Below are 13,303 nucleotides of genomic sequence, written 5' to 3'. Positions count from 1 at the left end.
CCGCCGGGTTCCCGGCGATCCGGTTACGCCGCGATCGCATCTGCGACAAGATGAGGCTGAGCGTGTGGAGCATCATCCCGCAGCAACCCCGGAAGGGAGCGGCCGCCGCATGACCATCGAGATCGCCAGCGCCACCGACGTCGCGGGCGGCGACGAGATCCTCACCGACGACGCCCTCGCGTTCGTCGAGGAGCTGCATCACCGCTTCGACGGGCGCCGTCGCGAGCTGCTCGCCGCCCGCCGCGCTCGCCGCGAGCGGATCGCCGCGGGGGAACCGCTCGACTTCCTCCCCGAGACACGCGACGTGCGCGCGGGCGACTGGCGGGTGCCGCCGCCGCCCGAGGCGCTCACCGACCGCCGGGTCGAGATCACGGGCCCCGCGTCGCCGCCGAAGATGGCCATCAACGCCCTGAACTCGGGCGCCCTCGTGTGGCTGGCCGATATGGAGGATGCCTCGAGCCCGACCTGGTTCAACGTCGTCGGCAGCGTGCGCAACCTCCGCGACGCCGCGCGCGGCACGCTCGCCTGGACCTCGCCCGAGGGCAAGGCGTACGTGCTGCGCGACGACGTGCGACGCCCCACCGTCGTGACGCGTCCCCGCGGCTGGCACCTGCCCGAGAAGCACGTGCTCGTCGACGGCGAGCGCGCGTCGGGGTCGCTCGTCGACTTCGGCCTGCACGTCTTCCACACCGCCCAGCTGCTCATCGACGGCGGGCACGGCCCGTACTACTACCTGCCCAAGCTCGAGAGCCACCTCGAGGCGCGGCTCTGGAACGACGTGTTCACGTACACCGAGGAGCGGCTCGGCATCCCCTATGGCTCGATCCGCGCGACCGTGCTCATCGAGACGATCCCGGCGGCGTTCGAGATGGACGAGATCCTCTACGAGCTGCGCGACCACGCGTCGGGCCTCAACGCCGGCCGCTGGGACTACCTGTTCAGCATCATCAAGGTCTTCCGCGACGCGGGACCCGAGTTCATCGTGCCCGATCGCGCGTCCGTGTCGATGACCGCGCCGTTCATGCGCGCCTACACCGAGCTGCTCGTGAAGACCTGCCACCGCCGTGGGGCGGTCGCGATGGGCGGCATGGCGGCGTTCGTGCCGAACCGCGCCGACCCCGAGGCCACGGCCACGGCCTTCGAGAAGGTGCGCGCCGACAAGACCCGCGAGGCGAACGACGGGTTCGACGGATCGTGGGTCGCGCACCCCGACCTCGTGCCGGTGTGCCGCGAGGTCTTCGACGGCGTGCTCGGCGACCGGCCGAACCAGCTCGATCGGCAGCGGCCCGAGGTGGAGGTGTCGGCGGCGGAGCTCCTGGACGTCGCCTCGACGGGCGGCACCGTCACCGAGGCCGGCCTGCGCACGAACCTCTCGGTGGGAGTCGCGTACACGGCCGTCTGGTTGTCGGGCAACGGCGCGGTCGCGCTGCACAGCCTGATGGAGGATGCCGCGACGGCCGAGATCTCGCGCTCGCAGGTGTGGCAGCACCTGCGCCACGACGTCGTGCTCGCCGACACCGGTCGCACGCTGACGCCCGAGCTCGTGCGCGAGGTGCTCGACGAGGAGGTGGCGGCCCTGCGCGCCGACGTGCCGCCCGACCGGTTCGCCGCGTACTACGAGCCCGCCGCGCGCCTCGTCGCCGACCTCGTGCTCGCCGACGACTACGTCGACTTCCTCACGCTGCCGGCCTACGAGCTCCTGGAGTGAGCGTGCGCACCGCCCTGTCGCCCGTCGTGCACGCCGCGATCGACGCCCGCCTGGCCTCGACCGATCAGTTGCTCGCGAGCGTGTATCCGGGCGACGACGGCTCGCGGCAGCCGGTGCACACGGTGTACGTGCCGGGCGACCGGTACACGCCCGAGCTCCCGGTCGAGTGGGGTCGCGCCGCACAGGAGGCGCTCACGTCGGCGGGCGGCGCCGAGGCGCTCGGCCTCGACGTGGGCCTCGCCCCCGACATCGCGGCCCAGGTCGCGCCGCTCGTCGACCGCAAGCTCGGACGCGAGCCCATCGAGGACCTGCGCATCGACTTCGAGGACGGCTACGGCGACCGGGGCGACGACGTCGAGGACGCGGACGCGGTCCGCGCGGCGAAGCGGGTCGCCGCGGCCACCGGTGCGCACTTCGCGCCGCCGTTCATCGGCATCCGGTTCAAGTCGTTCGAGGCGCCGACGCGGGCGCGCGGCATCCGCACGCTCGACCTGTTCGTGACCGCCCTCGTCGACCAGGGCGGGCTTCCCGACGGCCTCCGGCTCACGTTGCCGAAGGTCTCGACGGTCGCGCAGGTCCAGGCGATGGCCGAGGCCGTCGCCGGGCTCGAGCACGTGCACGGCCTTCCCGACGGGCGCCTCCGGTTCGAGGTGCAGGTCGAGACGCCCCAGCTCGTGCTCGGCGCCGACGGCCTGGTGCCCGTCGCGCGCCTCGCGCTCGCTGCGCCCGGCCGCATCGCGGGCCTGCACTACGGCACGTACGACTACAGCGCCGCGGTCGGCATCGCCGCGCCGTACCAGTCGCTCGAGCACCCCGCGGCCGACCATGCCAAGTCGGTGATGCAGGTCGCGGTGGCGGGCACCGGCATCCGCCTGTCCGACGGCTCGACCAACATCCTGCCGGTCGGCGACCGCGCGCCCGAGGCGTGGCGGCTGCACGCCCGGCTCGTGCGGCGCGCCCTCGAACGCGGCTTCTCGCAGGGCTGGGACCTGCACCCCGCCCAGCTGCCGACCCGGTTCCTCGCGACCTACGCGTACTACCGCGAGGGCTACCCCGAGGTGTCCGCGCGCCTGCGGCACGTGCGCGACCGCACGACGGGCGCCGTGCTCGACGAGCCCGCGACCGTGCGCGCGCTCGCGGGCTTCGTGCGCCGGGGCGTGCAGAGCGGTGCGATCACCCCGGCCGAGGTCGCCGCCGACACCGGGCTCGACGCGAAGGCGCTCGCCGAGTGGGCGAGCCCGAGGCGCACGGCGACGTGAGCGGATGCCGCGACGCGCAGCCGACGGACGAGGAGGTCCCATGAGCTACTACACCCCGCAGGGCGGGCTGCCCGCCCAGACGGAGCTGCTGACCGATCGCGCCATCGTGACCGAGGCCTACACCGTGATCCCGAAGGGCGTGCTGCGCGACATCGTGACGAGCAAGCTGCCCGGCTTCACCCGCACGCGGTCGTGGATCATCGCCCGGCCGATCGCGGGATTCGCCACGACCTTCGCCCAGCTCATCGTCGAGATCGAGCCGGGCGGCGGCGCCGAGCATCCCGAGGTCGAGCCCGGGGTCGAGGGGGTCGTGTTCGTCACGTCCGGCGCGCTGACCCTCGACGTCGACGGCGAACGCGACGTGCTCGCTCCGGGCGGCTACGCCTACCTCGCCGCCGGGGCGCCCTGGTCGATCGCGAACGAGGGCGACGCGCCCACGTCGTTCCACTGGATCCGCAAGGCCTACGAGCCCGTCGAGGGCATCCCCGCGCCGACGTCGTTCGTGACGAGCGACGCCGACGTCGAGCCCGAGCCGATGCCCGACACCGACGGCGCCTGGGCCACCACCCGGTTCGTCGACCCCGACGACCTCGCGCACGACATGCACGTGAACATCGTGACGTTCCAGCCGGGCGGGTCGATCCCGTTCGCCGAGACGCACGTCATGGAGCACGGGCTCTTCGTGCTGGAGGGCAAGGGCGTCTACCGGCTCAACGGCGACTGGGTCGAGGTCGAGGCGGGCGACTTCATGTGGCTGCGGGCGTTCTGCCCGCAGGCCTGCTACGCCGGCGGCCCGGGGCCGTTCCGCTACCTGCTCTACAAGGACGTGAACCGCCAGGTGCGGCTCACGGACCCCGACCACCGGAGCGCGAGCCGTTGGGGGTGAACGAGCGGATGCCCCACGCCGACGTCGCTTCGCCCGGGCGCGCCGCGGCATCCGACGCCTTCGACCTCGTGCTCGCGGGCGACCGGGTGCTCCTCGACGGCGCGTTCGCGCCCGCCGAGGTCGGCGTGCGCGACGGGCTCGTGGCGCGGATCGCGGAGGCGGGCGCGGGACTCGCCGGCGCCCGGCACAGGCGGCTCGCCGACGACGAGGTGCTCATTCCCGGGCTCGTCGACACGCACGTGCACGTGAACGAGCCCGGGCGCACCGAGTGGGAGGGGTTCGCATCGGCGACGCGCGCGGCCGCGGCGGGCGGGGTCACCACGATCGTCGACATGCCGCTCAACAGCATCCCGCCGACGACCTCGGTCGACGCGCTCGCGGTGAAGCGGGCCGCCGCCGAGGGGCGCGTGTTCGTCGACGTCGGCTTCTGGGGCGGCCTCGTGCCCGGCAACGAGGGCGACCTGCCGCCGCTCGTCGGCGAGGGCGTGTTCGGGTTCAAGTGCTTCCTCGTCGACTCGGGCGTCGCGGAGTTCCCGCCGGTCCCGGTCGACGAGATGGAGCGCGCGATGGCCGTGCTGGCCGAGGCCGGCTCGCTGCTCATCGTGCATGCCGAGGACGCCGCCATCATCGACGAGGCGCCGCACGAGCACAGCGCCGACTACGCCGACTTCCTCGCGTCGCGGCCGCGCGCCGCCGAGCATGCCGCGATCGCCGCCGTCATCGAGGCGGCTCGGCGCACTGGTGCCGACGCGCACATCCTGCACCTCAGCTCGGCCGACGCGCTCGGGCCCATCGCGTGGGCGAAGCACGACGGCGTACGCATCACCGTCGAGACGTGCCCGCACTACCTCGTGCTCGCCGCCGAGGACGTGGCGCCCGGGGCGACGGCGTTCAAGTGCTGCCCGCCGATCCGCGAGGGGTCGAACCGCGACGCGCTCTGGCGCGGGCTCGAGGAGGGCGTGATCGACCTCGTCGTGTCCGATCACTCGCCGGCGCCCGCCTCGCTGAAGCTCGCCGGGAACGGCGACTTCGCCGAGGCGTGGGGCGGCATCGCGTCGCTGCAGCTCGGGCTGCCGATCGTGTGGACCGAGGCGCGGCGTCGCGGCATCCGTCTCGAGCGGGTCGTCGAGTGGATGTCCACGGCGCCCGCGCGCCGGGTGGGGCTCTCGTCGAAGGGTGCGATCGAGGTCGGCCGCGCCGCCGACCTCGCGATCGTCGCGCCCGACGCGGCGTTCACGGTGGATGCCGCGGCGCTGGAGCACCGGCATCCGATCTCGCCCTACGACGGACGCGAGCTCGTCGGGGTCGTGCGGGCCACGTACCTCGCGGGCGAGCCCGTGGATCGCGAGGTGCCGCGCGGACGCCTGCTGCAGCGGGCAGATCGGAGGGTGGCGGCGATGTCGCTCGACGCGTTCAACGAGGCCGGTCGCGATGCGGCCATCGGCATGCTGCGACCCTGCCTCGACATCGACCGGTGGTGCGAAGAGGTCGCCGATGCGCGGCCCTACGGCTCGGTCGACGAGCTCGTCGCGTGGGCCGAGACGGCCGCCTCGCCGTTCACGCCCGCCGAGGTCGAGGGCGCGCTCGCGCACCATCCGCGCATCGGCGAACGCCCCACGGGTGCGAGCGCCGAGGCCGCCATGTCGCGTTCGGAGCAGTCGGGCGTCGACCCGGCCGACGCCGAGGTGGCCGCCGCGCTCGCCGCCGGCAACCGCGCCTACGAGGAGCGGTTCGGGCGCGTGTTCCTCATCCGCGCGGCGGGGCGGTCGTCGCGCGAGATCCTCGACGCCCTCACCGAGCGCCTCGGGCACACGCCCGAGGAGGAGGATCCCGTCGTCGCCGACCAGCTCCGCCAGATCGCCGTCCTCCGACTGAAGGGACTCGTCGCATGAGCGCCTCCGCACCCGTGTCGCGCATCACCACCCACGTCCTCGACGCAACCACGGGCCGCCCCGCCGAGGGTGTCGCCGTCGAGCTGCTCGCGTTCGACGGCGTCTCGTGGCGGTCGGTCGACGCCGCCGCGACCGACACCGACGGTCGAGTGACCCGGATCGGCCCCGACGACGTGCCCGCCGGCGACTACCGGCTGCGGTTCGAGACCGGGGCGTGGTTCGCCGAGCACGGCGTCGAGACGTTCTACCCCGAGGTGGTGCTCACCTTCACGGTCGCCGACGACGGCCGCCACGTGCACGCGCCGCTCCTCCTGAGCCCGTTCGCCTATTCGACCTATCGAGGGAGCTGACCATGTCCGAGCCCGCCATCGTCCTCGGTGTCAACCAGTACGGCAAGGCCGAGGTGCGCGTCGTCAAGGTCACGCGCGACACCCCGCGCCACGAGATCGACGACCTCAACGTGACCTCGCAGCTGCGCGGCGACTTCACCGCCGCGCACCTGGAGGGCGACAACGCGCACGTCGTGGCCACCGACACCCAGAAGAACACGATCTTCGCCTTCGCCCGCGACGGGATCGGCTCGCCCGAGGCGTTCCTGCTGCGCCTCGCCGACCACTTCACGAGCTCGTTCGACTGGGTGACCGGCGGACGCTGGGAGGCAGAGCGCTACGCCTGGCAGCGCATCGTCGCGCAGGGCGCCGAGCACGACCACGCGTTCGTCCGCAGCGGGCAGGAGGTGCGCACGGCCGTCGTGGTCGCCGACGGCGACGAGCGGCACGTCATCGCGGGCCTCAAGGACCTCACGGTGCTGAAGACCACCGCCTCAGGCTTCGAGGGCTACCCCGAGGACCGGTACACGACGCTGCCCGAGACCCGCGACCGCATCCTCGCCACCGACGTCGCCGCGCGCTGGCGCTACGCCACCGTCGGCGTGGACTACGACGCGCTCTACGGGAGCGTGCGCGCCCTCCTGCTCGAGGCGTTCGCCGAGCGCTACTCCGCCGCGCTGCAGGCCACGCTCTTCGACATGGGTCGCCGCGTGCTCGAGGAGCACCCCGAGATCGCCGAGATCCGCTTCTCGATGCCGAACAACCACCACTTCGTGGTCGACCTCTCGCCGTTCGGGCTCGACAACCCCAACGAGGTCTTCTACGCCGCCGACCGCCCGTACGGCCTCATCGAGGCCTCCGTCGAGCGCGAGGGCGTTCCGAGCCCGGCCGCGGCCTGGGCGGGCATCGCGGGCTTCTGCTGACGGATGCCGCGCGCCCGCGGCATCCGTGAGGCTGACGTCGGCCCGACCGGGACCCCCCCGCCAGCGCGGCGCGGGACGTTCCGTTCGGCGCGTCCCGGATGCCGGACGGCCCGGCATCGACGGGTCGACGGGGGAGCGATAGCGTCGGAGCATGCGGATCCTGCTGGTCGGTGCTGGTGGCGTGGGTGATGCGATCGCGAAGATCGCGGCTCGGCGGTCGTTCTTCGAGCTGCTCGTGGTGAGCGACTACGACGAGTCCCGGGCGCAGCGCACGGTCGACTGGATCCGGCGGCGGCACGGCGACGACGTCGCGGCGCGGTTCGCCACCGCACGGATCGACGCGTCCGATCCCGAGGTCGTGGCATCCGTCGCCCGTGAGCACGGCGCGACCCACGTGATGAACGCGGTGGAGCCGAAGTTCGTGCCGTCGATCTTCGCCGGGGCGCTGGCAGCGGGGGCCGACTACCTCGACATGGCGATGAGCCTGTCCGAGCCGCATCCGACCGACCCCTACCGCGAGACCGGCGTGAAGGTCGGCGACGACCAGTTCGCGCAGGCCGGCGACTGGGAGCAGGCGGGTCGGCTCGCGCTCGTGGGCATGGGCGTCGAGCCCGGGCTCAGCGACGTGTTCGCCCGGTACGCCGCCGACCACCTGTTCCGCGAGATCGACGAGCTCGGCACGCGCGACGGCGCGAACCTGGTCGTGCGCGACGACGAGGGCAACGAGATCTTCGCGCCGTCGTTCTCGATCTGGACCACGATCGAGGAGTGCCTGAACCCGCCGGTGGTGTGGGAGGAGGAGCGCGGCTGGTTCACGACGCCGCCGTTCTCCGAGCCCGAGGTCTTCGACTTCCCCGAGGGCATCGGCTTGGTCGAGTGCGTGAACGTGGAGCACGAGGAGGTGCTCCTCATGCCGCGGTGGGTGGACGCGAAGCGGGTCACGTTCAAGTACGGCCTGGGCGACGAGTTCATCAACGTGCTGAAGACCCTGCACCTGCTCGGGCTCGACTCCGCCACACCCGTCAGGGTGCGCAGTGCGAACGGCCCCGTCGAGGTCGCTCCCCGCGACGTGGTCGCGGCGGCGCTGCCCGACCCGGCCACGATCGGGCCGCGGATGACGGGCAAGACCTGCGCCGGCCTGTGGGTCACCGGCACCGGCACCGACGGTGCACCGCGCGAGGTGTACCTGTACCACGTGTCCGACAACGAGTGGACGATGGCCGAGTACGACGCCCAATGCGTGGTCTGGCAGACCGCCCTGAACCCCGTCATCGCCCTCGAGCTCCTCGCGGACGGCACGTGGTCGGGCCGCGGCGTGCTCGGCCCCGAGGCGTTCGACGCAGAACCGTTCCTCGACCTGATGGCCCGCAACGAGCTCGAGGGCGGCTACGGCCAGGCCTGGGGCATGCAGGACCGGCTCGCGTGATCGACTCGCCGGGGCTTCCGGCGTCGGTGATCGCCGACGCCGAGGCCACGGCGGATGCCGCGGACGCACGTGCCGGCCTGCGCACGCGTCCCGCCCGTCCCGACGAGATCGGCGGCGTGCTCGCCCGGTTCGAGTCCACCTGGGGCGTCGGACGCGGACCCGACCACGCGACGATCCAGGCGATCGAGCACGCGGGCGCCACCGTGCTCGTGGCCGTGCCCGTCGACGACGATGCAGTCGCCCCCGACGACGCTGCCGCCCCCGACCTCCCGCTCGGCGCCGCCCTCGGCTTCCTCGGCTGGAACGACGGCCTCCACATCCACTCGCACATGAACGCGGTCGACCCCGCGGCGCGGGGCCGCGGCATCGGCCTCGCGCTGAAGCTCCGCCAGCGTGCGATCTGCCTCGCGCACGGCGTGGACGAGGTGCGGTGGACGTACGATCCGCTGATCCGCCGCAACGCCCGCATGAACCTCGTGCGGCTCGGCGCCGAGGTGATCGCGTTCCTGCCCGACTTCTACGGCGAGCTCGACGACGCGATCACGGGAGCCGACCGCAGCGACCGGTTCGAGGTGCGCTGGCGGCTCGCCTCGCCGCGCACGCGACGGGCGCTCGCGCGCGGCCCGGTGCCCGAGTGGCGGGCGGAGGGGCACCTCGCGCTCGTCGCCGACTACGAGCAGGTGCGCGTGGCGGATCCCGAGGCGTCGGCCCGCCTCCGCGAGGCGTCGCGCGACGTGTTCGCGGCGCTCGAGCGCGACCCGACCCTGCGCGTCGAGCTCGACGCCGCGGGCGACTACGTCCTCACCCACGACGACCCCGACCGGGAGGCCTGATGAACGCCGTGAACACCGTGCCGACGATCGAGCGCATCGAGCTGCACCGCATCGAGGTGCCGCTCGTGCGACCCTTCGAGACCTCGTTCGGACGCGAGACCGTGCGCGAGGTCCTGCTCGTGCGTGCACTGACCGACGCCGGCGAGGGCTGGGGCGAGTGCGTGGCCGGGCGCGACCCGTTCTACTCGGGCGAGTACGTCGACGGCGCGGCATCCGTCATCGAACGCTACCTCGGACCCGCGCTCATCGCGGGGCACGGCCGACATGTCGACGAGCACCGCAGGGCGACGGATGCCGCGGGAGGCCCCGCTGCGGAGGGACCGGGCTCGCGCGGGGCATCCGTGCCGGTCGCGGCATCCGTGGCGCCGTCGCTCGCGTTCGTCGCCGGGCATCGCATGGCGAAAGGGGCCCTCGAGGCGGCGGTGCTCGACGCGGAGCTGCGCGCGCAGGGCCGGTCGATGGGCGCGTTCTTCGGGGCCGAGCGAGAGTGGGTGGACTGCGGCGTCTCGGTGGGCATCGCGCCGACGCTCGAGGAGCTCATGGACGAGGTCATGGGCTACGTCGAGGAGGGCTATCGGCGCATCAAGCTGAAGATCAAGCCAGGCTGGGACCTCGTGCCGACGGGGGCGGTGCGCGAGGAGCTCGGACCGAAGGGGCTGCTGCAGGTCGACGCGAACACCGCGTACACGGCCGACGACATCCCGCTGCTCGCGAGGCTCGACGCGTTCGACCTGCTGCTCATTGAGCAGCCGTTCGCCGAGGAGGACATCGCCACCCACGTGCTCCTCGCCGAGGCGTGCGAGACGCCGGTGTGCCTCGACGAGTCGATCGTCGACACGACCACCGCCGTCGACGCGATCGACCGCGGCGCGACCTCGATCGTGAACATCAAGCCCGGCCGCATGGGCGGCTACCTCGAGGCGCTGCGCGTGCACGACGCCTGTCGTGCGCTCGACGTGCCCGTGTGGTGCGGCGGCATGCTCGAGACGGGTGTCGGCCGTGCCGCGAACGTGGCGCTCGCGGCGCTGCCGGGCTTCACGCTGCCCGGCGACACGTCGGCCTCGGGCCGCTACTTCGCCGAGGACCTCACCGAGCCGTTCGTGCTCGGCGACGGCGAGCACCGCGGGCAGCTCCGCGTGCCGGATGCCCCGGGAACGGGCGTCTCCGTTCGCGAGGACCTCGTGCGCGACTGGGCGACCGCCGCCCCGGTCTCGATCACGGGCTGAGGCCCCCGCGTCCGGAGGCCGCGCACCTACGACGAGACGAGACCCAGCGCGCGCTCGCCGAGCGTCGCGGCCGACTCGGCCAGCCCCGGGTCGTCGTCGAGCGCGAACCACGTCGACGAGAGCGCGCACCAGGCGACGAACCAGCGCGCCATCCGCTCCGGCGGGAACCCCGTGGTGGCGAGCACCACGGCGAACTGCCGCTCGAGCCGGCCGGGCGCGAGGGCGCGCTCGTGCGACGGGTTCGTGAGCACGTTGCACGCGTCGAACGCGGCCTCGCCGAGCAGCCCCTTGGGGTCGATCGCCAGCCAGCCGCGCTCGCCGAAGTCGAGCACGTTGCCGTGATGCAGGTCGCCGTGCAGCACGGTCTCGTCGCGCGGATCGTCGAGCAGTGCATGGGCGATGTCGGCGCCGCGACGGTGGAAGGCGCCGAAGTCGTCGGCGTACGCGAAGAGGTGGCGGAACCACGTCGGCAGGTCGATGAGCTCGGGCGGCGAGGCCGAGGCGAGGACCTCGGTCGTCGCCGCATGGATGGGCTTCGCGACCTCGCAGATGATGCGCGTCGCCTCGTCGTCGCGTCCCGCCCGCACCATCCGGACGAGGTTCCGTCCGCCCGTCGCGCGCTCGACGAGCATCGCCTCGCCCTCACGTCGCAGCACGCGCGCGACGCCGTGACCGTCGAGCGCCGCGAGCAGTTCCGAGCCGCGGGCCTCCTCCTCGGAGTGGGCGATCTTCAGCATGACCGGGTCGCCGTCCTCGGTGCGGGCGCGGATGAGCAGGCTCGACGCCGTCGTCCGCGGATCGCCCTCGGGTCGGAGCCGCCAGCGGCGGAGCCACTCGACGTCGGCGGCGTAGCCGGGGTTCACCGGGCCGAGGTCGCTCATGACGTCGCCCCGGCGCGGGCGGGGCAGGCGGGCCGGCGCATCAGCCGATCGTTCCGTCGGCGTTGCGGTATCGGGCCCATGGGTCGTAGTCGACCTCGAGCGGCTCCTGCGGGGGCCGCTCGTCCTCGGACACGTGCTGCAGGTTGACCCGGATGCGGTACCAGAGCGAGCTCGATCCGCGCATGCCGTCGACGAGCACGTCGGCCGGCTCCAGCTTCGCGACGACGTCGGGATGCCGCGACTGCCACCGTTCGAGCCCCTCGAGCGCCTCGGGCTTGGTCTTGGCCCGCGCGATCTCGATGAGGGGCATGGTGGACTGCCGTCGGCCCGACCCGTCGCCCGCGCGCGGCGGCTTCTCGGCCGGACCCAGCTCCTCGGCGAGGGCGAGCAGCGCGTCGAGGCTGCCGGCCGCGTCATCGATGCCCGCGTGCGGGTCGCCGCGCTCGGCGAACCGCTCGAGCACCGTGGGCACGGTGAACCGCTCGGGGTGCGAGCGCGGCACCTCGTCCCAGTCGAGCGGCGTCGACACGCGGGCGTCGGGCAGCGGTCGCACCGAGTACGCGGATGCGACGGTGCGATCCTTCGCGTTCTGGTTGAAGTCGACGAACACGCTCTCGCCGCGTTCCTCCTTCCACCAGCGGGCGGTCGCGAGGCCGGGCGCACGGCGCTCGACCTCGCGGGCGAACGTCTCGGCCGCCAGACGCACCTGCCGGTAGTCCCAGCGCGGTTCGATGCGCGCGAGGATGTGCATGCCACGCGAACCCGACGTCTTCGGCCATCCGACGAGGCCGACGTCCTCGAGCACGTCGCGGGCCAGCATCGCCACGTCGACGATCTGCGCCCAGTCGACGCCGGGCATCGGGTCGAGGTCGATGCGGAGCTCGTCGGGGTGGTCGAGGTCGGGCGCGCGCACGGGGTGCGGGTTGAGGTCGAGGCATCCGAGGTTCACCACCCAGGCGAGCGCCGCGGCGTCCTTGACGACGACCTCCTCGGCGGAGTTGCCGGAGGCGTAGTGCAGCGTCGCCGTCTCGATCCAATCGGGCCGCTTCTCCGGCGCGCGCTTCTGGAAGAACGCCTCCTGGTCGATGCCCTTCACGAAGCGCTTGAGCACCATGGGGCGGCCGGCGACGCCGCGCACGGCTCCGTCGGCGACGGCGAGGTAGTAGCGCACGAGGTCGAGCTTGGTCAGGCCGGGCTCGGGGAACACGACCTTGCCGGGGCTGCTGACGCGCACCTCGCGACCGTCGATCTCGAGGAGCTCGGCGTCGTCCTTCGCGGGACTCACGCCTTCACCCTAGGCACGACCGCTCCGCGCGAGGAAGCCCCGCGCCCGGCGTGGCGGCCGGAGGCGCTACGGTTGGCTGACGTGCGCCGCCCGCCGCACGACGGCTGCGAGCACGGAGGACGATGATGCGCCGCCTACTGGACCTGCGCATCGTGCGCTGGGAGCTGAAGCTCGCCTACATCGTCGGGGTCCTGCTCCTCGGCTTCCTGATCGCCTGGCTGCTGCGGTCGGTGGGCGTCCCCGAGGTGGCTATCACGCTGGTCCTGGTCGGCGTCGACCTCGTGGCCCTCCTGCTCGGCGCCCGGATCTTCCGCGGGCGCGGCGAGGCGATCGAGCCGTCGCGACCGCCGTGGCGGATGACGGCGCGCCCACGATTGAGCCGAGTGCTGGGGATCATCTTCATCGTGCTCTCCGCGGAGACGGCCGTGCGGCTTCTGCTCGACGCGTTGGGAGCCGACGCCGACCGACCGCTCACGGTCGAGATGCTCGTGATCGGCGCGATCGGCGTGATCGAGTTCGCCGTGTTCGGCGCCCTCTACCTTCGCTCGGCGGCCCGGTTGCAGCGCCTCGGCGTGCCGCCGAAGGAGCCGAAGGCCCCCAAGTTCAAGCCGACCGTGCGCATCCGTCCCTGACGAACGCCGTCGCTAGGATCGGC

General features: G+C 73.1%; 12 protein-coding genes and 1 pseudogene. 11 read left to right on the top strand and 2 right to left on the bottom strand.

Annotation, left to right across the window (positions count from 1 at the left end; translation table 11 throughout):
* Positions 1-109: 109 nt before the first annotated feature.
* From aceB to menC, 10 genes and pseudogenes are all read left to right on the top strand, one after another.
* Entirely contained in the window at positions 110-1,708 is a 1,599-nt protein-coding gene (gene aceB, locus ACWEOH_RS02800; RefSeq protein WP_452028046.1) for a malate synthase A, read from the top strand.
* A 2-nt stretch (positions 1,709-1,710) separates the two neighbouring features.
* Positions 1,711-2,967 (top strand): DUF6986 family protein, encoded by a 1,257-nt coding sequence (locus ACWEOH_RS02795; protein WP_452031827.1) that lies wholly within the window; start codon positions 1,711-1,713, stop codon positions 2,965-2,967.
* A 40-nt stretch (positions 2,968-3,007) separates the two neighbouring features.
* Positions 3,008-3,853, top strand: coding sequence for a bifunctional allantoicase/(S)-ureidoglycine aminohydrolase (locus ACWEOH_RS02790; RefSeq protein ID WP_452028044.1), 846 nt, complete (start codon positions 3,008-3,010; stop codon positions 3,851-3,853).
* Between the two features lie 8 nt (positions 3,854-3,861).
* Positions 3,862-5,229 (top strand): annotated as a pseudogene (gene allB / locus ACWEOH_RS02785) (allantoinase AllB); the annotation flags it as partial.
* A gap of 21 nt (positions 5,230-5,250) precedes the next feature.
* Positions 5,251-5,745, top strand: coding sequence for a 2-oxo-4-hydroxy-4-carboxy-5-ureidoimidazoline decarboxylase (gene uraD, locus ACWEOH_RS02780; RefSeq protein WP_452031825.1), 495 nt, complete (start codon positions 5,251-5,253; stop codon positions 5,743-5,745).
* Entirely contained in the window at positions 5,742-6,095 is a 354-nt protein-coding gene (gene uraH, locus ACWEOH_RS02775; protein WP_452028042.1) for a hydroxyisourate hydrolase, read from the top strand. Before uraD ends, uraH begins: the two co-directional genes overlap by 4 nt.
* Before the next feature lie 2 nt (positions 6,096-6,097).
* Complete coding sequence (gene pucL / locus ACWEOH_RS02770; RefSeq protein ID WP_452028040.1) at positions 6,098-6,997, top strand: factor-independent urate hydroxylase; 900 nt, start codon at positions 6,098-6,100, stop codon at positions 6,995-6,997.
* A 151-nt stretch (positions 6,998-7,148) separates the two neighbouring features.
* A complete protein-coding gene (locus tag ACWEOH_RS02765) occupies positions 7,149-8,423 on the top strand; it encodes a saccharopine dehydrogenase family protein (protein WP_452028038.1) in 1,275 nt (424 codons plus the stop codon).
* On the top strand, positions 8,420-9,256 hold the full coding sequence (locus tag ACWEOH_RS02760) for a GNAT family N-acetyltransferase (RefSeq protein ID WP_452028036.1): 837 nt from the start codon (positions 8,420-8,422) through the stop codon (positions 9,254-9,256). Before ACWEOH_RS02765 ends, ACWEOH_RS02760 begins: the two co-directional genes overlap by 4 nt.
* Positions 9,256-10,482 carry an o-succinylbenzoate synthase gene (gene menC / locus ACWEOH_RS02755; RefSeq protein ID WP_452028034.1) on the top strand — a complete coding sequence of 409 codons (1,227 nt, stop codon included), beginning with the start codon at positions 9,256-9,258 and terminating at the stop codon, positions 10,480-10,482. Before ACWEOH_RS02760 ends, menC begins: the two co-directional genes overlap by 1 nt.
* A gap of 26 nt (positions 10,483-10,508) precedes the next feature.
* Here menC and ACWEOH_RS02750 read toward each other — a convergent pair whose 3' ends face one another.
* Together ACWEOH_RS02750 and ligD are read right to left on the bottom strand one after the other, a co-directional pair.
* On the bottom strand, positions 10,509-11,363 hold the full coding sequence (locus ACWEOH_RS02750) for an aminoglycoside phosphotransferase family protein (RefSeq protein ID WP_452028032.1): 855 nt from the start codon (positions 11,361-11,363) through the stop codon (positions 10,509-10,511).
* Between the two features lie 40 nt (positions 11,364-11,403).
* Positions 11,404-12,648, bottom strand: coding sequence for a non-homologous end-joining DNA ligase (gene ligD / locus ACWEOH_RS02745; RefSeq protein ID WP_452028030.1), 1,245 nt, complete (start codon positions 12,646-12,648; stop codon positions 11,404-11,406).
* 125 nt (positions 12,649-12,773) lie between these two features.
* Between ligD and ACWEOH_RS02740 the strand changes: the two genes are divergently transcribed.
* Complete coding sequence (locus tag ACWEOH_RS02740; RefSeq protein ID WP_452028028.1) at positions 12,774-13,280, top strand: hypothetical protein; 507 nt, start codon at positions 12,774-12,776, stop codon at positions 13,278-13,280.
* Positions 13,281-13,303: the final 23 nt, after the last annotated feature.

This window comes from Agromyces sp. NPDC004153, from assembly GCF_053603635.1.
This window is presented reverse-complemented; position numbering and strand designations above follow the sequence as displayed.